At 70.6% G+C, this 21,988-nt stretch carries 19 protein-coding genes and 1 riboswitch; all 19 genes read left to right on the top strand.

From position 1 onward, the window contains the following. Positions 1–29 precede the first annotated feature (29 nt). The 19 genes from JYA75_RS05325 (at position 30) to JYA75_RS05235 (ending at position 21,957) form a co-directional block, all read left to right on the top strand. On the top strand, positions 30–1,001 hold the full coding sequence (locus JYA75_RS05325) for an amino acid ABC transporter permease (RefSeq protein ID WP_050036133.1): 972 nt from the start codon (positions 30–32) through the stop codon (positions 999–1,001). Then, positions 998–1,780, top strand: coding sequence for an amino acid ABC transporter ATP-binding protein (locus JYA75_RS05320; protein ID WP_050036134.1), 783 nt, complete (start codon positions 998–1,000; stop codon positions 1,778–1,780). Before JYA75_RS05325 ends, JYA75_RS05320 begins: the two co-directional genes overlap by 4 nt. 20 nt (positions 1,781–1,800) lie before the next feature. After that, complete coding sequence (locus JYA75_RS05315; protein WP_050036482.1) at positions 1,801–2,760, top strand: ABC transporter substrate-binding protein; 960 nt, start codon at positions 1,801–1,803, stop codon at positions 2,758–2,760. Positions 2,761–2,787: 27 nt separating this feature from the next. Continuing rightward, positions 2,788–3,918, top strand: a complete 1,131-nt coding sequence (locus tag JYA75_RS05310; RefSeq protein WP_050036135.1) for an FAD-dependent oxidoreductase — start codon at positions 2,788–2,790, stop codon at positions 3,916–3,918. Next, a complete protein-coding gene (locus JYA75_RS05305; protein WP_029546671.1) occupies positions 3,915–4,418 on the top strand; it encodes a GNAT family N-acetyltransferase in 504 nt (167 codons plus the stop codon). The genes JYA75_RS05310 and JYA75_RS05305 overlap by 4 nt, the downstream gene beginning before the upstream one ends. A 227-nt stretch (positions 4,419–4,645) precedes the next feature. After that, positions 4,646–5,890 (top strand): LLM class flavin-dependent oxidoreductase, encoded by a 1,245-nt coding sequence (locus JYA75_RS05300; protein ID WP_029546672.1) that lies wholly within the window; start codon positions 4,646–4,648, stop codon positions 5,888–5,890. Beyond that, complete coding sequence (locus JYA75_RS05295; RefSeq protein ID WP_050036136.1) at positions 5,887–7,245, top strand: NtaA/DmoA family FMN-dependent monooxygenase; 1,359 nt, start codon at positions 5,887–5,889, stop codon at positions 7,243–7,245. Before JYA75_RS05300 ends, JYA75_RS05295 begins: the two co-directional genes overlap by 4 nt. A 12-nt stretch (positions 7,246–7,257) precedes the next feature. Beyond that, positions 7,258–8,679, top strand: coding sequence for an MFS transporter (locus JYA75_RS05290; RefSeq protein ID WP_235431137.1), 1,422 nt, complete (start codon positions 7,258–7,260; stop codon positions 8,677–8,679). A gap of 45 nt (positions 8,680–8,724) precedes the next feature. Continuing rightward, positions 8,725–8,819: riboswitch (SAM riboswitch) on the top strand. Positions 8,820–9,023: 204 nt separating this feature from the next. Further along, a complete protein-coding gene (locus tag JYA75_RS05285) occupies positions 9,024–10,655 on the top strand; it encodes an ABC transporter substrate-binding protein (protein WP_050036137.1) in 1,632 nt (543 codons plus the stop codon). 3 nt (positions 10,656–10,658) lie between these two features. After that, positions 10,659–11,690: an ABC transporter permease gene (locus tag JYA75_RS05280; RefSeq protein WP_203329755.1), complete on the top strand. Its 1,032-nt coding sequence runs from the start codon at positions 10,659–10,661 to the stop codon at positions 11,688–11,690. After that, a complete protein-coding gene (locus tag JYA75_RS05275) occupies positions 11,683–12,576 on the top strand; it encodes an ABC transporter permease (RefSeq protein ID WP_050036139.1) in 894 nt (297 codons plus the stop codon). Before JYA75_RS05280 ends, JYA75_RS05275 begins: the two co-directional genes overlap by 8 nt. Further along, positions 12,573–14,174: an ABC transporter ATP-binding protein gene (locus JYA75_RS05270; protein WP_203329754.1), complete on the top strand. Its 1,602-nt coding sequence runs from the start codon at positions 12,573–12,575 to the stop codon at positions 14,172–14,174. Before JYA75_RS05275 ends, JYA75_RS05270 begins: the two co-directional genes overlap by 4 nt. After that, a complete protein-coding gene (locus tag JYA75_RS05265; protein WP_203329753.1) occupies positions 14,164–15,267 on the top strand; it encodes an LLM class flavin-dependent oxidoreductase in 1,104 nt (367 codons plus the stop codon). Before JYA75_RS05270 ends, JYA75_RS05265 begins: the two co-directional genes overlap by 11 nt. Before the next feature lie 14 nt (positions 15,268–15,281). Beyond that, positions 15,282–16,652 (top strand): NtaA/DmoA family FMN-dependent monooxygenase, encoded by a 1,371-nt coding sequence (locus tag JYA75_RS05260; protein WP_050036142.1) that lies wholly within the window; start codon positions 15,282–15,284, stop codon positions 16,650–16,652. Continuing rightward, positions 16,649–17,425: a DUF1684 domain-containing protein gene (locus JYA75_RS05255; RefSeq protein WP_050036143.1), complete on the top strand. Its 777-nt coding sequence runs from the start codon at positions 16,649–16,651 to the stop codon at positions 17,423–17,425. Before JYA75_RS05260 ends, JYA75_RS05255 begins: the two co-directional genes overlap by 4 nt. Next, positions 17,422–18,576: an LLM class flavin-dependent oxidoreductase gene (locus JYA75_RS05250; RefSeq protein ID WP_050036144.1), complete on the top strand. Its 1,155-nt coding sequence runs from the start codon at positions 17,422–17,424 to the stop codon at positions 18,574–18,576. Before JYA75_RS05255 ends, JYA75_RS05250 begins: the two co-directional genes overlap by 4 nt. 242 nt (positions 18,577–18,818) lie before the next feature. Then, positions 18,819–19,397, top strand: coding sequence for a hypothetical protein (locus tag JYA75_RS05245; protein ID WP_050036145.1), 579 nt, complete (start codon positions 18,819–18,821; stop codon positions 19,395–19,397). A gap of 171 nt (positions 19,398–19,568) precedes the next feature. Then, the gene (locus tag JYA75_RS05240; protein WP_050036146.1) at positions 19,569–20,741 is read left to right on the top strand and encodes an LLM class flavin-dependent oxidoreductase; all 1,173 of its coding nucleotides are present in this window, start codon (positions 19,569–19,571) and stop codon (positions 20,739–20,741) included. A 1-nt stretch (position 20,742) separates the two neighbouring features. Further along, positions 20,743–21,957 (top strand): SfnB family sulfur acquisition oxidoreductase, encoded by a 1,215-nt coding sequence (locus JYA75_RS05235; protein WP_050036147.1) that lies wholly within the window; start codon positions 20,743–20,745, stop codon positions 21,955–21,957. Positions 21,958–21,988: the final 31 nt, after the last annotated feature.

Below are 21,988 nucleotides of genomic sequence, written 5' to 3'. Positions count from 1 at the left end.
CCGATGAACGCTTTCCCCGGTGGGTCGGCGTGAGCGCGCCGACCGGGATCCGTCCCGCGCCGGCGAGCACCGCCGAGCCCGACGACGCCGGGCTGGTCGTCGCCCCCGCCCGCCACCCGCTGCGCTGGCTGGTCGCCGCCCTCGCCCTCGTCCTGGTGGCGCAGTTCGTGCACGGCCTGGCTACCAACCCGGGCTGGGACTGGGCGACGTTCGCTCGGTACTTCACCGCACAGTCCGTGCTCTCGGCCCTGGTGGTGACCATCGAACTCACCGTGTGGGGAACGGTTCTCGGATTCGGGCTCGGCGTGCTGCTCGCCGTCGGCAGGCTGTCCAGGAATCCCGTCCTGCAGGTGGTCTCCTGGGTGTACATCTGGGCATTCCGATCCATCCCGCTCATCGTGCAGCTGCTGTTCTGGTTCAACATCGCGTACCTGTACCGAACGCTGTCGCTGGGTGTCCCGTTCGGACCGTCGTTCTTCGAGTTCGAGGTCACCGGCGTGATCTCCGGCTTCACCGCCGCGGTGATCGGCCTGGCCCTGCATCAGGCCGCCTACTCGGCGGAGATCATCCGCGCCGGCATCATCTCCGTGGACCACGGCCAGATCGAGGCGGCGCAGGCCCTGGGCATCCCTCGCCGCCGGCAGTTCTTCAAGATCGTTCTGCCGCAGGCCATGCGATCGATCCTGCCCAACGCCGCCAACGAGGTCATCAGCCTGTTCAAGGGCACCTCGATCGTCTCCACGATGGCGATCGCCGAGCTGTTCTATCAGGTGCAGGTCGTCTTCGGCCGCAACGGCCGGGTCGTGCCCCTGCTCATGGTGGCCACCGTCTGGTACATCGTGCTCACCACCGCGTTGTCGATCGTCCAGTACTACGTGGAGCGGCACTACGCGCGCGGCTCGTCCCGCGCCCTCCCGCTCACCCCCTGGCAGAAGACCGTCGCCAAGTTCCGCGAGATCCGCGACTCGGGTATCGCCGCACCCCGGGGAGCCACCCGATGACCACGCCGGTCGATCCCACCCCGTACGCCGTCGACGTCCGGGGCGTGCACAAGTCGTTCGGATCCCTCGAGGTCCTCAGGGGTGTCGACCTGAAAGTCCGCAAGGGCGAGGTCACGGTGATCCTCGGTCCCTCCGGCTCCGGCAAGTCCACCCTGCTGCGCACCCTCAACCATCTCGAGAAGGTCGACCGCGGCACGGTCCGCATCGACGGCGAACTCGTCGGCTACCGCCGCCGGGGCAACAAGCTGCACGAGATGCGCGAGAGGGACATCCTCCGTCAACGGTCGCGCATCGGATTCGTGTTCCAGAACTTCAACCTCTTCCCGCACCTGACCGTGCTCGAGAACGTGATCGAGGCGCCGATCTCCGCGCAGCGCCGCGACCGCGCCGAGGTCGAGACGCTCGCCCGGGAACTGCTCGACCGGGTCGGCGTCGGCGACAAGATCCACGACTACCCCAAACAGCTGTCCGGTGGGCAGCAGCAGCGGGTCGCCATCGCCCGCGCCCTCGCGCTGCGCCCGGCCGTGATCCTGTTCGACGAGCCGACCTCCGCGCTCGACCCCGAACTGGTCGGCGAGGTGCTCGAGGTGATCCGCGACCTGGCCCGCGACGGTGCGACCCTGGTGATCGTCACCCACGAGATCGGCTTCGCGCGTGAGGTTGCCGACACCGTCGTGTTCATGGACGGCGGCGTCGTCGTCGAACAAGGTCCGCCCGCGCAGGTTCTCGACCGGCCCACCCAGGAGCGCACCCGCGCCTTCCTGTCCAAAGTCCTCTGAAGTCCTCCCGAAAGGCAATGATGTCCGCGTTGACCCGACGCACGAGGCTGGTCGCCTCGGCCCTGACCGCCGTCGCCCTGCTGTCGGTCGCCGCCTGCGGCACCGACGAGCCCGACGCGGCCGGCGCCGCCGGCTACAACCTCACCGCCGACCAGAACCGCATCACCACCGACCCCGTACCCGAGATCGCGGCCGAGGTCCCGCAGTCCATCCGCGACCGCGGCACCCTCATCGTCACGGGGTCCGCCGGCACCGCACCTCCGCTGCGGTTCTACGCCGACGACGACAAGACCATCATCGGCTCCGAGACCGACTTCGCACATCTCCTCGGCGACGTTCTCGACCTCGACGTCGAGCTCACCGCCGCGGACTGGGCGCAGAACTTCGTGCGCGTCGACTCCGGTGAGGCGGACGTGTTCATCTCCAATGTCACCGTCACGGAGGAACGCAAGGAGAAGTACGACTTCTCCACCTACCGCCTCGACAACCTCGCCTTCGAGGTGAGGAAGGACAGCGGGATCGAGGTGAAGGACCCGAAGGATGTCGCGGGTCTGAAGGTCGGCGTGAGCTCCGGCACCAATCAGGAGGCGCTGCTCGTCGAGTGGAACGAGCAGAACGTCGCCGCGGGCCTCGAGCCCACCGAAATCCTCTACTTCCAGAACGCCACCGACTACTACCTCGCGCTCGGCTCCGGCCGCATCGACGCCTACTTCGGGCCCAATCCGTCCGCGTCGTTCCACGTCATCCAGGCCGGTGAGACCGAGATCGCCGGCACGTTCTCCGGCGCGGGTCCGGACCTGCAGGGCGAGATCGCGGTCCTGACCAAGAAGGACAACGGCCTGATCGAGGCGATCAACGCGGCGCTCAACCACGTCATCGAGAACGGCACCTACCAGCAGGTGCTCGACCGATGGGGTATCGCGAACGAGGCGGTCGAGACGTCGGTGATCAATCCTCCGGGCCTGCCGAAGAAGCAGTAGCCGGACGACAGCCAGGGAGGGACAGCAATGAGCCGGGTGGAGCCCCGGGCCGACGTCGTGATCGTCGGGGGTGGCGTCATCGGATCGGCGGCGGCGTGGCGTCTGGCCACCCGCGGGAAGTCGGTGACCCTGCTCGAGCAGTTCGAGCCGGGTCATCGCCGCGGCGCCTCGCACGGCAGTTCCCGCATCTACCGGCAGGCCTACGACGGCGAGTTCTACACGGCGCTCGCCGGCCGTGCCCTGCCGCTCTGGCGGCACCTGCAGGACACCACGGGCACGGAGGTACTGACCCTCACCGGCGCGGTCGACCACGGACTGCCCGCCGTCGTCGAGTCGCGTGCCCGGTCGCTGGCCACCCTCGGCATCCGGCACGAGGTCCTCGAGCCGTGCTCCGCGGAACGTCGTTGGCCCGGGATACGGTTCGACACGGCCGTCGTGCATCATCCCGAGGCGGGCCGGCTGCACGCCGACCGCGCGGTCGCCGCGTTCCAGGAGGCCGCGGCGCAGGCCGGGGCCGACGTGCGGCACGGGACCGTGGTCGAAAGCCTGCACAGCCACGGACACGGCGTCGACGTGGTCACCCCGGACGCGGTGGTGCGCGGCCGGCATGTCGTCGTCGCGGCCGGCGCATGGTCGCACCGGTTGCTCACCCGGACTTCGGATCCGGCGCCCCGCCTCCCGGCGATGCGCACGACGCAGGAGCAGCCCGCGCACTTCGTTCCCGTCACGGGGCCCGACTGGCCGAGCTTCGTCCATCACCCCGGCGCGTTGCTCACGACAGCCGGCATCTACGGGCTCGGCTCCGAGGACGGCATCAAGATCGGCGAGCACGGCACCGGACCCGAAGTGACGCCCGAGACGAGAACCTTCCGGGCCGACCCCGCCGGCGTCGCGCGGCTCGCCGCCTACGCTGCCCGGTGGCTGCCCGGCGTCGACCCGGGCAGCGCCGTGGCCGACACCTGCCTGTACACCAGCACACCCGACAGCAACTTCGTCGTGGACCGCATCGGCGCCGTCGTCGTGGCCGCGGGCTTCTCCGGGCACGGCTTCAAGTTCGCCCCCGCAATCGGGGAGCTGATCGCGGGGCTCGTCGAGGGCACGGCCGTCGCGCCGGAGCCGTTCCGGTTCGGCACCCGCGAGGCGGTGACCGCGCGATGACCACCGCCCGCCGCATCCAGGTCTGCCCCGTGCGGCAGGACGACCCGCTGGCCGCCCCGCTGCTCGCCGAACTCGCCGTCGAGTACAGCACCCGCTACGAACGTCCGCTCGACGAGCAGATCCACACCCTCACCACCCACCCGGCCGACGAGTTCGCCGAACCCGACGGGACGTTGCTGGTGCTCGTCGAGGACGGAGAACCCGTCGCCGGGGGCGCGTTCCGCCGTTACGACGCGACCACCGCAGAGCTCAAGCGCATCTGGACGTCGAAGGCGCATCGCCGCCGCGGACTCGGCAGACTCGTGCTGGAGGAACTCGAGGCCGAGGCGGCCCGGAGGGGGTACGCCCGCATCTACCTGACCACCGGGTGGCGTCAACCCGAGGCGGTCGCGCTGTACCTGGCCGCGGGATACACCGCCCTGTTCGATCCCGGCCGACCGGCCGAGGAGATCGGGCCGCACCCCTTCGAGAAGACGCTGATCCGGTTGCGGACGGACTGAACCGCGCCGAGCGGCTCGAAGCAGTGCACGAATCGGACATCCGCAGCCGTCGTGACGGGTGCGGACGTCCGATTCTCGTGTGAACTCTCCGCCGCCACGATCCTCCCGAAGACCCCCCCACCAGGCCCGGCAGCATCGCGAGCCCGCGGTGCTGCCGGTGCGCCCTGCTGCCGGACGCCCCTGTGACGCCACCGATCCCCGCCGCACACCGACCAGGAGTCTCGCCGATGACCTCGACAACACCCGTCCACCTCGCCGTCGCGCTCGACGGCGCCGGTTGGCATCCCGCCGCGTGGCGTGAAGAGAATTCACGCCCCGACGAATTGACCTCACCCACGTACTGGGCCGATCTCGTCACCACCGCGGAACGCGGGCTGCTGGACTTCGTCACGATCGAGGATTCCCTTGCCGTACCGGCGAATCCGTGCACGAGCGAGGACCCAGACGCAGTGGACCGGGTACGGGTCCGGCTCGATGCGCACCTGATCGCCGCGCGGGTTGCACCGTCGACCCGGCACATCGGGCTGATCCCGACGATCACCACCACGCACACCGAACCGTTCCACGTGTCCAAGGCGCTGGCCACCCTCGACTACACATCGCACGGCCGCGCCGGCTGGCAGGTCAAGGTGTCCTCCTCCGCGCAGGAGGCCGCACACTTCGGCCGGCGCGACATCCCCGGACTCGACAAGCGCGACCGGCAGGCGCTCGCCGAGAATCGCCTGCCCGAGTTCGTCCACGACCTGTTCGACGAGGCCGCCGACGCCGTCGAGGTCGTTCGGCGGCTGTGGGACAGCTGGGAGGACGACGCGGAGCTCCGCGACGTGAAGACGCGACGGTTCATCGACCGCGACAAGCTGCACTACATCGACTTCGAAGGCCGGTTCTTCCACGTTCGAGGGCCGTCGATCACGCCCCGACCGCCGCAGGGACAGCCGGTGGTCGCACTGCTGGCCCACCGCGACCTTCCGTACGAACTGGCTTCGCGGCAGGCAGATCTGGTGTTCGTCACCCCGTCGGACACCCGCCGCGTGCGTGACCTCGTCGACGAGGTCACGGCGGCGGGGGTGCGGGTCGGGCGTGTCGGTGAACCGCTGCGGGTGTATGCGGACCTCGTGGTCTTCCTCGACACGCCGCGCGAGAGCGGCGCCGAGCGGCTCCGGCGTCTCGACGCACTCGCGGGCAGCGCATTCGACTCGGATGCACTCGTGTTCACCGGGTCGGCGGCCGAACTCGCCGACCGGATCGGTGAGTGGCGTCGACAGGGTATCGACGGCTTCCGGCTCCGGCCCGGGGTGGCAGTCGACGACCTCGACGTCATCGTCGACGTTCTCGTCCCGATCCTGCAACAGCGCGAGGTGTTCCGCTCCGAGTACCCCGGCACGTCCCTGCGCGGACTTCTGGATCTGCCGACCGACATTCCCCACCGCTACGCCGTCACCACGGCCGGAACCGAAGGACACGACCGATGAGCACACGCAAGCAGGTCATCCTCGGGGCCTACCTCGGCGGTGTCAATCACCACACCGCATGGTGGGATCCCCGGGCGGGCAGCCAGATCGAGTTCTCGACCTTCGAGCACACCGCCCGTACCGCCGAGCGCGGCAAGTTCGACTTCTTCTTCCTCGCCGAGGGCCTCGTGCTGCGCGAGCGCGCGGGCCGGATCTTCGATCAGGACATCATCGGCCGGCCCGACACCTTCACGGTCCTCGCGTCGCTGGCCGCCGTCACGGACCACCTCGGCCTGGCCGCCACCATCAACGCGACCTTCAACGAGCCGTACGAGCTGGCTCGGCAGATCGCCTCTCTCGATCACCTCTCCGGCGGCCGGGCCGCGTGGAACGTGGTCACCTCCTTCGATGCCTTCACGGGGCGCAACTTCCGCCGCGGCGGCTTCCTGGATCGCTCCCACCGGTACGAGCGCGCGGAGGAGAACCTGACGCTCATCCGTCAACTCTGGGATTCGTGGCGTAGCGACGACATCGTCGCCGACAAGGCCGGCGGCCGGTTCCTGCGTCGACCCGACGCCGGCGCCTTCGAACACCACGGCAACCACTTCGACGTGCACGGCAGGTTCACGGTTCCGCGCAGCCTCCAGGGACGCCCGGTGATCCTCCAGGCCGGGGTGTCCCCGCAGGGCCGGGACTTCGCTGCCGCGAACGCCGACGCCATCTTCTCCCCGTACGGGAAGCTGCCCGAGGCCACGGAGTTCTACCGAGATGTCAAGGCCCGGGCGATCGCTGCCGGCCGCTCCGCCGACGACATCAAGATCCTGCCGTCGGCGAGCTTCGTGATCGGTGACACCGAGGCCGAGGCCGTCGAGAAGTACCACGAGATCCGTAACCAGCAGGTGACCGGGCAGACCGCACTGATCCTGCTCGAGCAGATCTGGAATCGGGATCTGTCCGAATACGATCCGGAGGGCCCGCTGCCGGACATCGATCCCGACCCCGACGCCGAGCCGATCATCCAGGGACGGGCGTTCGTCCACCAGGACCGGTTCGAGACCGTCGCACGGCTCCGCGCGATCGCGGAGGAGAAGAAGCTGACGCTGCGAGAGGTCGTGATCGACCAGTTCGAGCGCGGACCCCTCGTCGGTACCGCGGCACGGATCGCCGAGCAGATCGACGCCTTCGTACAGAACGACGGCTCGGACGGGTTCATCCTCGGTTCGCACCTCGTGCCTTGGGGGCTCGACGATTTCGTCGACGAGGTGGTGCCCCTGCTGCAGGACCGTGGTGTCCTCCGCGTCGAGTACACCGGAACCACGCTGCGGCACAACCTCGGGCTGCGGGTGCCGACCGATCCGGTGGCGGTCGGCGGTTAACCCACCTCCCGCGTGACACTCACCGATCGGGCGCAGACGCCCCGGCAGACGACGTCGGTGGTGCCGGTCTGTGCGGCCGCCGGCTTCACCACCCTGCTCGATTCGTCGGTGCTGAACATCGGCCTTCCCGCCTTGCGGACCGGTCTCGACGCGGGCGTTTCGCAGGTGCAGTGGATCCTGGCCGCATACTCGCTGAGCTTCGGTCTTGCGCTGGTCCCGGCAGGCCGGCTCGGCGATGTGGCCGGCCGGCGGCGGCTGTTCCTCGCGGGCATGACCCTCTTCGCGGTCATGGGGGTGTGCGGAGCTGTCGCGTCCGACCCCTGGACGGTCGTCGCCGCACGGGCCGGTCAGGGGGTCGGGGCCGGCCTGATCAGCGCGCAGGTGCTCGGGATCCTGGCCGAGAACTACACCGGCCCGGCGCGCGCCCGGGCCCTGGCCGCCTACAGCACGGCCGGAGGCCTCGCCGGGCTGTGCGGTCCACTCGTCGGTGGGCTGGTGCTCGGCGCTGCACCCGGGGACTACGGGTGGCGTGTTCTGCTGATTCTCAACGTGCCGTGCGCACTCGTCACACTCGTGCTCGCGGCCCGCCGCCTGCCCCCGGATCGGGGACGACCGTCGGCCCGCAGCGGGGTCGATGCCGGGGGCCTCGCGCTGCTCGCGGCGGCCACGACGCTGGTGATGGTGCCCGTGGTCTCCGAACCGGGTCCGGTGGGTGCGGTGTTCGCCGTCGGGGGAGCGGCGGTCTCACTCGCCACCTTCCTGTGGTGGGAACGCCGTGTCGCCGTGCGCGGCGGCAAGCCCGTGCTGCTTCCCGAACTGACCGGATCCGGCGGATACGTCCTCGGCACCTTGGTCGCACTGTTCTGGTTCGGTGCGGTGCTGTCCCTGAACACCGTCGTGAGCCTGTACCTCATCGAGGGGCGCGGCTATGCCGCTGTCCAGGCCGCCGCCGTGCTGTCCGCCGCCGCCGCGGCGATGGCCGTCGCCTCGGCCGTGGGGTGGCGGGTCGTCGCGCGATACGGCCGGGTGACGGTCGTCGTGGTGGTGGCAGCCGAGATCGCCGTCGTCGGTGGCTACGCCGCCGCTGTGCGGCACGACGCCACGATGCCGGTGTTCGTGGCGCTGGCCGCTCTGTCGGGCCTCTCGGGTGGATTCGTGGATGCACCCAACCGGGCGCTGACGCTCGAGTCGTCCCCGGCGGGCGGTCACGGTGTCGCGGCCGGGTTCCTGCAACTGTCACAGCGGTTGTCCGCGACGGTCGCCCTCGCCGCGGTGTCCGGCCTGTATCTGTCGGCGCTGGCGACGGACGGGGACGACTTCGCCGGTGCCGCGTCGGCCGGCCTCGCGGTGTGCGCCGCCATGCTCGCGGTGTCGCTGCTCTGTGCGCTCGCCGACCGGCGCCGTCGTGCCGGCGCCGGGTTTCGATCACGGTGAGCGAAAGGGTTCTCCGAACTCGTTCGCAACGCGTACGGTCACCGGGAACCATCCAGAGCGACCGAGAGACCCGGCTCGACGACGTCGCAGCAACCCCCTGCCGCCGCAGGTGAGGGTGCTACCGCCGGGAACGATGGAGGAGAAGGCATGGCAGGCGAGGGGTTCGTGGGCGCGTGGGCGCGCCTGCACGTCGACCTGTGCCGTCAGTGCTCGGGCATCTGTCGCCCACGATCCTGTCGCGCCTGAGCGGCGCTACCCAGTCGAAGAACCACGACCGTCTGCCCGGCCGGTGGCATCGCGAAGCGCGATGCCACCGGCGCCTCACGAGATCATGGAGTTCCCCGGTGCCTGTTTCGTTCACCTCCGCCGCCCGACGTCGCGCCGTCGCGGGCGCCACCGCCGCAATCCTCGCCGGTGGGCTCGCCGCGTGCGGCACCGACACGGCGGGCACCTCCCCCGGTGGCGGCACCCCGCAGCCCGGCGGCACCCTGCGCTACGGCCTGTCCCAGGCCCCCACGTGTGCCGATCCCGCGCAGGCCGGCAGCAACCAGACCATCTACGTCGCCCGTCAGATCGTCGACTCGCTCACCGATCAGGACCCCGGGACCGGTGAACTGAAGCCGTGGCTAGCCGAAAGCTGGGAGGTGAACGGGGACGCCTCGGCGTTCACGTTCCGGCTGAAGGACGGCGTGACCTTCAGTGACGGCACCCCGTTCACCGCGGAGTCGGTGAAGAAGAACTTCGACGCGATCGTCCAGACCCTCACCGGCGCCAAGGCAGCGCTGGCGGCGAGCTACCTGTCGGGGTACACCGGCACCACGGTGCTCGATCCACTCACCGCCCAGGTGTCCTTCGCCGGACCGAACGCGCAGTTCCTGCAGGCGTCGTCGACGCTGCAACTCGGCTTCCTGTCCGACAGGGACGTCGCGAAGTCCGCGGAGGAACGCTGCGCCGGCGACCTGTCCGGCACCGGTCCCTTCGTCTACGAGGACTACCAGCAGGACAAGTCCGCCACGCTGGTCAAGCGCACCGGATATTCATGGGGATCCAACGTTTTCGCGCACGCCGGCGAGGCCTACCTCGATCGCATCGAGTACACGATCGTCCCGGAGTCCGGTGTACGCACCGGCAGCCTCGCATCCGGCCAGCTCGACGCGATCAGCGATGCGCTGCCGCAGGATGCTTCCCAGATCGAAGGCAGCGGCGGACGGATCCTCACCACGCCGAACCCGGGTGTCCCGTTCGGTTTCCAGCCGAACGTCACCCGTGGCGTCCTGACCGATCCGGCGGTGCGCGCCGCGATCGTGCCGGCCCTCGACCGCCAGGAACTCGTCGACACCGTCCTCGGCCCCGATTTCCGGCCCGCGACCAGCACCCTCGCCTCCCGCACCCCCGGCTACGCCGCACTCGACGACGTCACCTACGACCCGGCGAAGTCGAAGTCGATCCTCGACGCCGCCGGCTGGGTTCCCGGCCCGGACGGCATCCGCGTCAAGGACGGCAACCGCCTGTCCTTCTCGGTGCTGTTCAGTTCGGTGTTCGCCGGCAACCAGGCTATCCTCGAGCTCGTGCAGCAGCAGCTGCGCGAGGTCGGTATCGACCTGCAGCTCGACCTGGTCTCCACCCCGGAAGCCACTGCCCGGCAGGGCGCGAAGGACTTCGACGCCACCTACTACAACAGCACGCGCGCCGACGGCGACATCCTGCGCACCACGTTCGGACTCGACGGGCGCAACCTCAACAACCGCGGCCCGATCCCGGCGCTGGACGAGGTCCTGTCCGCGCAGCTGCGCACCACCGACCCGGCCGAACGCGGCGAGCTGATCGAGCAGGCACAGCAGCTCGTCCTCGACAACGGCCTGTGGCTGCCGACCGTGGAGCTGTCCCAGGCCATCGGTGCGGCGGGGGCGGTGCAGGACCTGAAGTTCGAGGCCTCCGCCCGGTTGCAGTTCTTCGACACCTGGCTGAGCGAGTAGACGATGGCCCGGTATCTCGGTTCCCGGCTCGTGCAGGCGCTGCTGGTGCTGTGGGCGGCGTTCACGATCTCGTTCGGCGTGCTGTACCTGCTGCCGTCCGACCCGGTGAGCATCGCGGTCGACGGCGCCGGCAGCGGCACACCGGTGGATGCGGCCGCTGTCGCGCAACTGCAGGAGCGGTACGGGCTCGACCGGCCGCTGTGGGAGCAGTACCTCACTGCGTTGAGCAACGCCGTCCGGGGTGACTTCGGCATCTCGATCGTCACGGGACAACCCGTGACCGACGCGATCGCCGCCGCCGTACCCAGCACCCTGGCCCTGGCCGCGGTCGCCCTGGCGCTCGCCGTGCTCCTCGGCACCTCGATCGCGTTCGTCGCCACGTATACGCGCGCCCGGTGGCTGCGCAGCACGCTGTTCTCGCTGCCGCCGCTCGGTGTCGCGGTTCCGACCTTCTGGGTGGGACTTCTTCTGCTCCAGCTCTTCTCGTTCCGGATGAAGCTGCTTCCGGCATTCGGCGACCAGGGCATCGAGCATCTGGTGCTGCCCGCGATCACCCTCGCGCTTCCCACCGGTGCGGTGATCGCGCAGGTCCTCGCCGCGAGCCTGCAGACCACATGGCGGCAACCGTTCGTCGAAGCAGCTCGCGCCAAGGGCGCGTCCCGGTGGCGCCTCCAGACCCGGCACACACTGCGGCTGTCCAGCATCCCCGCATTCACCATCGCCGGGGTGACAGTCGGCAACCTGTTGGCGGGGTCCGTGGTCGTCGAGACGGTGTTCTCCCGCGCCGGTGTCGGTCGTCTGACCCAGACTTCGGTTCTGGCGCAGGATATTCCCGTCGTCCAGGGCATCGTGGTCTTCAGTGCGGTGATCTTCGTGCTCGTCAACCTCGCGGTGGACCTGGTCTATCCGCTCATCGATCCGCGCATCGCCGACGGCCGTCGCGGCGGCGGTTCGCCCTCGCATCCGACGCCCGCCGAGGTGACCACCGAACTCACCGGCTTCGCGGTGGAGGAGGAGAGGAAGGCTCATGTCTGACGTCCTGATCCGGGAACCGGTCGCCGCATCCGCGCAGGCCGCGGCCGGGCCACACGGACCGTCCCGGCTCCGGGGAGCGACGAGCGCCCTGCGCCGCTACGGGGTTCTCGTGGTCTCGACGACCGTGCTGCTCCTCGCCGTCGGCTTCGCCCTGTTCCCCTCGGTCTTCGCGTCCGGTGATCCGCTGCAGGGCGTCCCGGCCGACAAGTTGCAGGGGCCGTCCGCGGCGCACTGGTTCGGCACCGACAACATCGGGCGCGACGTGTACACCCGGGTCGTACACGGTGCGGGCCTGTCCCTGACCGCGACGCTCGTCGCCGTCGGAATCGCTCTCGTCGTCGGCTCGCTCGTCGGGTTGCTCTCCGGTGCGGTCGGCGGAGCGGTCGACGGGCTACTCATGCGGGTCGTCGATGTTCTGCTGTCCATCCCCGCCCTGCTGCTGTCCCTGGCGCTCGTCACCGCGCTCGGATTCGGCACCATGAACGTGGCGATCGCGGTCGGCGTCGGGCTCGTCGCGAACTTCGCCCGCGTCATGCGGTCGGAGGTCCTGCGCGTGCGCCGCGCCCTGTACGTCGAGGCGGCGTTCGCATGCGGTGCCCGCTGGCACACCGTCCTGCGCCGGCACGTGCTGCGCAACTCGTACGCCCCCGTCGTCGCGCTCGCGGCGGTCGAGTTCGGCATGGCCGTGCTCGCTGTGTCGTCGCTGAGCTTCCTCGGCTTCGGCGCGGTGCCGCCCACCCCGGAGTGGGGATCGCTGATCTCCGAGGGCAGGAACTACCTGACCACCGCCTGGTGGATGACGACGCTGCCCGGCCTGGTCATCGTGGCGGTCGTCCTGTCGGCGCATCGCCTCGGTCACGCCATCGAAGAACGGGGCACTCGATGACCGCGCCCCTGCTGGACGTACGCGACCTGCGGGTCGAGTACGGCAGCCGTCGCGACCCGGTCACCGCGGTGGACGGGGTCGGCTTCACGCTTTCCCGGGGTGAGGTCGTCGCGGTGGTCGGCGAGTCCGGTTCCGGCAAGTCGACGACCGCACACGCGATCCTCGGCCTGCTGTCGGGCAGCGGCCGGATCACCGGCGGCACCGTCACGTTCGACGGGCAGCGACTGGACACCCTGCCCGAACGCGCCTTCGAGAAGGTGCGCGGTGCCCGCATCGGACTCGTGCCACAGGACCCCACCACGTCCCTGAACCCGGTCGTCCGCATCGGTGACCAGGTCGCCGAGGTCCTGCGTATCCACGGTCTCGCCGACCGGCGCACCGCGAAGATCGACGCGCGGCGCATCCTCGCGGAAGCCGGGCTCGACGATCCCGAACTCCGTGCCAGGCAGTACCCGCAGGACCTGTCCGGCGGGCAGCGGCAGCGCGTGCTCATAGGCATCGCGCTCGCATGCCGGCCGGACCTCGTCATCGCCGACGAGCCGACCAGCGCCCTCGACGTCACCGTGCAGCGGCGCATCCTCGACCACCTCGACAGCCGCATCGCCGAGACCGGTACCGCGGTCCTGCTCATCACCCACGACCTCGGCGTCGCCGCCGACCGCGCCGACCGCATCGTCGTGATGAGCCAGGGCCGGATCGTCGAGACCGGGCCGGCCCGGCAGATCCTCGAGAACCCCCGGCACGAGTACACCCGGGCGCTCGTCGCCGCCGCACCGAGCCTCGCCGGCGCCGCGGCCAGGCCCGGCCGCGGACCCGCGGAACCCCTGCTCACCGTGTCCGGGGTCTCGAGGACCTTCCGCATCGACCGGCGCACGTCGCTCGAGGCGGTGCGCGACGTCTCCTTCTCGGTTCCGCGCGGTCGCACTCTGTCCCTGGTCGGCGAGTCCGGTTCCGGCAAGTCCACGGTGTCCCGCATCGCGATCCGACTGGAATCCGCCACGTCCGGGCAGGTCCGGTTCGACGGGCGGGACATCACCGCGCTGCGCGGCCGGGACCTGCGCGAGCTCCGCCGCCGGGTGCAGATCGTCCACCAGAACCCCTATGCGGCCCTGAATCCCAAGCTCCGCATCCGCGACGTCGTCGCCGAACCGCTCGAAGCCTTCGGCATCGGCACGAAAAGCGAGCGCGCCGAACGTGTTGCGGAGCTGATCGGGCAGGTGGCGCTGAGCACGGCACACCTCGAGCGCAGACCCGCGGAACTGTCCGGCGGACAACGACAGCGCGTTGCGATCGCCCGCGCGCTCGCGCTGCACCCGGAACTCCTCGTGCTCGACGAGCCCGTCTCCGCGCTCGACGTGTCGGTCCAGGCGCAGATCCTCGACCTGCTCGCTCGCCTGCAGGACGAGCTGGGGCTGAGCTACCTGTTCATCTCCCACGATCTTGCCGTGGTCCGGCAGATCAGCGACACCGTCGCGGTGATGCGGTCCGGCGAAATCATCGAATCCGGGACCACCGCAGAGATTTTCGACAGACCACAGCACGAGTACACGAAACTGCTGCTCGATGCCATTCCAGGGAAGGTTCGGCATGCCCGATAGTTCACAGTTGTTGCTCGCCCTCGAATTCCGCGGAACCGGCACGCATCCGCATTCGTGGCGTCGCACGGATTCACGCGCGGAGGACGTGTTCACCGCCCGCTACTGGGCGGATCTCGTGGGCCGCGCGGACCGTGCCGGCGTCGACCTGGCCTTCCTCCCCGACTCGTTCGGTATCGACTCCGGTGCGGACACCGTGCGCGGCCGGCTCGAAGCGGTCGGCGTCGCCGCCCGGCTGTCCGCCGTCACCTCGCGGATCGGGCTGATCCCTACCGCGACGGTGACCCACACGGAACCGTTCCACGTGGCCAAGGCCGTGCAAACCCTCGACCACACCACGGCCGGCCGTGCGGGGTGGCAGGTCGCCGTCTCCGAGGGTGAGGACCGGGCCGCCCTGTTCGGCCGCAAGGGCACCCAGGACACCGGCTCACTGTGGACCGAGGCCGCCGAGGCCGCCGAGGTCGCGGCCCGCCTGTGGGACAGCTGGGAGGACGACGCCGAGATCCGCGACGTCGCCACCGGCCGGTTCGTCGACCGGGACAAGCTGCACTACATCGACTTCGTCGGCGAGCACTTCTCCGTCAAAGGTCCGTCGATCACGCCCCGGTCACCCCAGGGCCGGCCCCTCGTCGCGGTTGCGGCAGCGGACGAGCAGTCGTTCGACTTCGCCGCGGAACGCGCCGATCTCGTGCGTATCGAGGCCGCCGACCTCGGGTCCGCCGCGAACCTGGCCGAACGCCTGCGCGCGCAGGCCGGTGATCGGCGACCGGCGGTGCTGCTCGACATCGACGTGCTGCTCGCCGCTGACGACGCCACCGCCGCCGCGGACCTGGCCCAGCTCGAGAACTGGGCCGGCGCTGCCTACACCCCGGAGTCGCTGTTCTACCGCGGCGGCCCGGCCGGGCTGCTCGCACTCCTCGGGGACGTGGACGGCCTGGACGGCGTGGTGCTACGTCCGCTGGCCCTCGCCGGCACGGTCGCGGCGCTCACCGAACGGGTCCTGCCGGTGTTGCGGCCGCAGGTCCCGACGTCCACCGGAACCCTGCGGGACCGTCTCGGCCTGCCGCGCCCCGCCAACCCCTACGCCACCGCCTGAGGAGGCCGATCACCATGCCGCAGAACACCGTTCGAAAGCAAGTCCACCTGGCCGCGCACTTCCCGGGCGTCAACAACACGACCGTGTGGGCGGATCCCGAATCGAAGAGCCAGATCGACTTCGAGTCCTTCCTGCACCTGGCCCGGACCGCAGAACGCGGACTGTTCGACTTCTTCTTCCTGGCCGAGGGACTGCGGCTGCGCGAGCACCGCGGCCGCATCCACGATCTCGACGTCGTCGGCCGGCCCGACACCCTCACGGTTCTCGAGGCCCTCGCCGGTGCGACGACCCACCTCGGGCTCGCGGGCACGATCAACACCACCTTCAACGAGCCGTACGAACTGGCCAAGCAGTTCGCCACCCTCGACCATCTGTCCGACGGCCGCGCCGCGTGGAACCTCGTCACCTCCTCCGACGCCTTCACTGGCGAGAACTTCCGGCGTGGCGGCTATCTCGACCACTCGCAGCGCTACGTCCGCGCCCACGAGATCGTCGACGTCACCCGGCGGCTGTGGGACGGCTGGCGCCCCGGAGCACCGGTCGTCGACCGCGAAAACGGCATCTTCGCGGCGGATTCCGACATCGCTCCGTTCGACATCCACACCACGCAGTTCGACATCTCCGGGCGGTTCGAGGTGCCACGCAGCCCGCAGGGACACCCGGTGCTCCTGCAGGCCGGCGACTCGGACGAGGGCCGCGAATTCGGCGCCGCCAAGGCCGACGCCATCTTCACCGGCCACGGCACCCTCGAGGAGGGCCACGCCTTCTACGCCGACGTCAAGGGCCGCCTCGCGAAGTACGGGCGCAGCCACGCCGACCTGAAGATCCTTCCGGCCGCGACGTTCGTCCTCGGCGACTCCGCGGAGGACGCGGCCGAGCGGGCCCGCCACATCCGGCTGCAGCAGGTGAGCCCGCAGACCGCGATCGCGTTCCTCGAGCAGGTGTGGGGCCGCGACCTGTCCGGGTACGACCCCGAGGGGCCGCTGCCGGACGTCGAACCGGAGGACAACCTGAACATCACGCGCGGCCGCGTCCGCCACGCCAAGGATCCGCGCGCCGTCGCGCTGGCCTGGCGGGAGAAGGCCGAGGCCGAGAAGCTCAGCATCCGCGAACTGATCATCGAGGTCACCGCGCGGCAGCAGTTCGTCGGCACCCCCGATCACGTCGCCGCCGAGATCGACCGCTATGTGCAGACCGACGCGAGCGACGGCTTCATCCTGGTTCCGCACCTCACCCCCGGCGGCCTCGACGAATTCGTCGACAAGGTCGTGCCGCTGCTGCAGGAACGCGGCAGTTTCCGCACCGAATACGAGGGCACCACCCTGCGCAGTCACCTCGACCTGCGCCACCCGCACGAGATCGACGAAGGAGTTCAGGCATCGTGACCACCACACTCGACCGAGAGACGTTCACCGAGGACTGGCGGAGCTGGCACGCAGCCCGCGAGGAGGCGCTGCGCCGCCCGGACGGCTGGCTCAGCCTGACCGGGCTGTACTGGCTGGACACCGAGCCCACGATCCTCGACGAGGTGCCCGGATTGTGGCGGGTGGACGGCGAGCGCGTGCTCCTCGAATCCGACGGCGGAACCGAGGTGCACGAGCCGATCGAGGGCGCACCCGGTGTCCGGGTCGCGGCCGGCGACGGCTACGCCGAGATCATCCGCCGCACCGGCCGGTTCGCCGTCCGCATCCACGACCCGAAGTCGCCGGCTCTGACGGCCTTCACCGGAATCCCCGCGTACGAGCCTGCGCCGGAGTGGGTGCTGCAGGGCCGCTTCGAGGCCTTCGATCAGGTGCGGACCGTCACCACCGGCGCCGTGGTCGACGGCCTCGAGCACCACCACAGCGCGGCCGGGCTGATCCGCTTCACCCACGACGGCGCCGAGCACCGCCTCGTCGCCTTCGGCGACGGCTCGGGTCCGCTGCGCGTGCTGTTCACCGACGGAACCAGCGGCGTGACGACCTACCCGGCCGCGCGGATCCTCGAAGTCGCCGCGCCGACCGCCGACGGCTCGGTCACGCTCGACTTCACCCGGGCCGCCAACCTGCCGTGCGCGTTCACCGACGCGGCGACGTGCCCCATCGCCCCGGCGGAGAACCGGCTGCCGTTCGCCGTCGAGGCCGGCGAACGCACTCCGCGCGACGAGGAGGCCCGGTGACGACCGCATCGAATCCGGTGCCGCTCTCGGTCCTCGACCTCTCCCCCGTCAGCGAGGGATCCACCACGGCGCAGGCGTTGCACAACACCGTCTACCTGGCCCGGAGGACGGAAGGGTGGGGGTACCGCCGGTATTGGGTGGCCGAGCACCACTTCGTCGCCGTCGCGTCGTCGTCGCCGGCCGTGCTGATCGGCGCAATCGCCGCCGCCACCAGCACCATCCGCGTCGGCGCCGCCGCGGTTCAGCTCGGTCACAACACCGCGGCCGGTGTGGTCGAGGCGTTCGGCACGCTGGACGCGCTGTATCCGGGCAGGATCGACCTGGGACTCGGCCGGTCGGGACAACGCCGGGCGGAGGCGCTCGCGGCCGCCCGGTCCGGGGCCGCCGAAGAGGAATCGCACCGCGCCACCGAGGTGCGCGACGGCCTGGTCATTCCGCCGCCGTACCAGCCCGGGCCGTTGCTGTCCTCCCCGCGCCTGGCCGCCGGGTTCGCCGCGTTGCAGCAACCGGGGGCGCAGGCCCCGGACTTCGACGGGCAGGTGGACGACATCCTCGCTCTGCTGGACGGGACCTATCGCACCGAGGACGGGATCGAGCTGCACGCCAGCCCCGGCGAGGGCGCGGACGTCGAGCTGTGGGTCTTCGGGACCAGTGCGGGGCCGTCGGCGTCGCTGGCCGGACGGCTGGGTCTGCCGTTCGGTGCGAACTACCACGTCAGTCCCGGCACCACCGTCGAGGCGGTCGAGGCGTACCGCGCGGCGTTCCGTCCGTCCCGCTTCCTCGACCGGCCGTACGTGGTGGTGTCCGCCGACGCGGTCGTCGCCGACGACGACGCCACCGCGCGTGACCTGGCGGCCACGTACGGGCACTGGACGCACAGCATCCGGTCCGGCCACGGGGCCGTCCCGTACCCGGACCCGGCCACGTCGGCACCGCTGAGCGACGAGGAGCGCAGCCTCGTCGACGACCGGCTGATCACCCAGTTCGTCGGCGCTCCCGCCACCGTGGCGGAGCGGCTCGAGTCGCTGCAGCGCGTTACCGGGGCGGACGAGCTCGTGGTCACGTCGGTGACGCACCGGCACGAGGACCGGCTGCGTTCGTACGAATTGCTGGCGCGCGAGTGGGGGCTCGCCGCGCTCCGCGCCGCATGACCCCGGTGGTGAACCCGCCCGGACGGCGGGTTCACCACCGAATCGAGCATTCCCGACCAATTGTGTAGGATATCGCCCATGGCACCTGAGACCGCAGCGACCGTCGTCGCCCGCTGGTGCCGTCGTCACGTCGATCTGGGCCGGACCTCCTCGGGCATCTGTACGGGCTGACCGCTCACAGCCCCTTCCGCCACGTCGCGCCGGAGTACCACCGGAGCGGCGCATTCTCCAGGAGAAAACCCTTGTCGCACAACACTATCCGGACCATTGATCGCCCCCTGCGTATCGCCGTCGAGCTTGCCGGGCCCGAGGGACCGCACTACTGGGCCGATCTGACCACCGGACGCGCCGACGAACCGGCGCTCGACCTGAGCGCCTCGCCGTCGAACGTGGTCCGGATCCGCGCCGCCGACCTGAGGGAGAGCGCGAAGCTCCGCGAACGGGCACGCTCCGAAGCCCGCGCCGACGGTCGCGATCCCGACAGCATCAGCGTCCTGGTCGATCTCGAGGTGCTCGTCGCCGAGGAGGCCCGCGGCGCCCGCAAGCAGTATGCGCTGCTCGACGGCCGTCGTCGCGCAGACACCCTGTCCTACATCGGCACCCCGCACGGCCTCGCCGGACTGATCGCCGACATCCACACCACCCGCGTGGCCGACGGCGTGACGCTCCTCCCACTCGGTGCCGAGTTCACGATCGAGCACATCGTCGACGGCACCCTGCCGTGGCTCGAATCACGGTGGCTGGCAACGCCGTCGCCCGCTGTGGTGGAGGTCCTGCGCCGCTTCGGCACCGGGGACCGCGGGCTCATCCTGGCCTCCTGACCGTCGTTCGAGACGCGGGGCGAGAGCTTCTTCTCTCACCCCGCGTTTCGTCGTCCGGTCCGCGCGTCCCGCTCGGCAGCGGCGCCGGGCGCCGTCCGGCGAGGACCAGAATTGGAATCGGACCGATTTCAACCGTGGCCCGCGCTCCGCCCCGCCCTTAACCTCGCAACAATGTCCCTCGCATTCCATTGGTTTCTTCCCACCTACGGCGACAGCCGCCTGATCGTCGGCGGCGGCCACGGAACGCCCGCCGGGGCGGCCCGCGGTGATCGGCGCGCCACCGTCGGGTACCTGGCGTCGATCGCCCGCGCCGCCGAGGAGTTCGGATTCGCCGGCGCACTCACCCCTACCGGCGCATGGTGCGAGGACGCCTTCCTCACCACGGCAATGGTGGCGCGCGAATCCGAGCGACTCGCCTTCCTCGTGGCGTTCCGCCCGGGACTGATCAGCCCCACCCTCGCCGCGCAGATGGCGGCGACGTTCTCACTGCACGCCCCGGGGCGGATCCTACTCAACGTGGTGGTGGGCGGCGAGGCCCACGAGCAGCGCGCGTACGGCGACCACCTCGGCAAGGACGAGCGGTACGCCCGCGCGGACGAGTTCCTCTCGATCGTCCGACGGCTGTGGGCCGGCGAGACCGTCACCCACTCCGGCACGCACCTGAACGTCTCGGAAGCCGCGCTGGCCACGCTCCCGAGCCCTGTCCCCCCGCTGTACTTCGGTGGATCGTCCGCCGCCGCGGGCCGGGTGGCCGCCGAGCACGCCGACGTCTACCTCACCTGGGGTGAGCCGCCGGCGGCCGTCGCCGAAAAGATCGCATGGATCCGCGAACTCGCCTCCCGGCGCGGACGCACCATCCGGTTCGGCATCCGCCTGCACGTCATCACCCGGGACACCGCCGCCGATGCGTGGGCGCAGGCCGACCGGCTGATCGCGGCACTCGGCCCCGACACGGTGACCGCGGCACAGGCGGGTCTCGCACGCAGCGAGTCCGAAGGACAGCGCCGCATGCTCGCCCTGCACGAGAACAACCGGCGCAGCGGAGACTGGCGCGACGCCCGCAACCTGGAGGTGGCGCCGAACCTGTGGACCGGGGTGGGTCTCGTGCGCGGCGGGGCCGGGACGGCGCTGGTCGGCAGCCATACCGAAGTCGCCGACCGGATCGCCGAATACGCCGCGCTGGGCATCGACGAGTTCGTGCTCTCGGGATACCCGCACCTCGAGGAGCTGTACTGGTTCGGCGAGGGGGTGCTACCGGTCCTGCGGGAACGCGGCCTGTTCACCGGCGGTGCCGACGGCGCCGTGTCCGGAAGCGTTCCCTTCCTTCCCGCCGGGGTCCGCTGAGATGGGCACTGCCGAGGTCACATCCGGGATCGTCGACGGCGACCACGCGCTCGAGACGGCCACGGTGCTGGGCCGGCGATTCGCCGAGAACGCCACGCTCCGCGACGCGAACCGCGAACTGCCGCACACCCAGATCCGCGAGTTCGCCGGATCGGGCCTCGGCGCGGTGACGGTGCCCCGCGCGTACGGCGGGATCGACGTGCCCACCGAGACGCTCGTGGAGATCTTCCGGCTCCTCGCCGAGGCGGATCCGAGTATCGCGCAGATCCCCCAGTCCCACTTCACCTTCCTCGAACTGCTCCGGTCGCAGGGAACCCCGGATCAGCAGGAGTTCTTCTACGGTGAGGTGCGGTCCGGAGCCCTGTTCGCGAACGCGCAGAGCGAACGCGGCCCCCATCCCGTCGACGTGGACACCACGGTGCTCGTCCCGTCCGGTGCGGGTTTCACGCTCTCGGGCCGCAAGTTCTACAGCACGGGCGCCCTGTTCGCGGACTGGATCGCCGTGCGCGCCAGTGTGGTCGGCGACGGCGGCACCCCGGGCCGCGGCACTCCGAAGGCCGTGGCGTTCGTGCCCCGCGACGCCGCCGGGCTCACCGTCGTCGACGACTGGGACGGCATGGGGCAGCGCACCACCGCCAGTGGCACCGTCACCCTCGACGGCGTGACGGTGCCCGCCTCGTCGATCGTCCCGTACTCGGGGCTGTTCGACGGGCCCACCACCTACGGGGCACAGGCACAGATCCTGCACGCCGCGATCGACGTGGGGATCGCGACCGGCGCCCTGCGCGAGGCGGTCGTGCAGGCCGGCCGCGCCCGTCCCCACTTCGAGGCGGGAGTCGACCGCGCGGTGGACGATCCGCTACTGGCTCAGCTCGCCGGCGAGGTGACCGTCACGGTGCGGGCGGCCCAGGCCCTGCTGACCGTCGCGGCCCGCGCGGTGGACTCCGCGCGCACCGACCTCGACGCCGACACCGCCGCGGCGGCATCGATCGACGTCGCCACCGCGAAGGTCGCGGCGACCCGCGCCGCGCTCGACGCCGCGAACGCGGTGTTCGAACTGGGCGGCACCCGAAGCGCATCCGGCGCGGCCAACCTGTCCCGCTACTGGCGCGACGCACGCACCCACACCCTGCACGACGCGACGCGCTGGAAACTGCAGCACATCGGCCGTTGGACGCTGGACGGGACATCTCCACCACGGCACGGGGTGATCTGAGACGACCGCACGCCCGTTCCCCGGCGCCAGT

This window comes from Rhodococcus sp. PSBB066, assembly GCF_017068255.1.
Taxonomy (GTDB): Bacteria; Actinomycetota; Actinomycetes; order Mycobacteriales; family Mycobacteriaceae; genus Rhodococcus; species Rhodococcus aetherivorans.
This window is presented reverse-complemented; position numbering and strand designations above follow the sequence as displayed.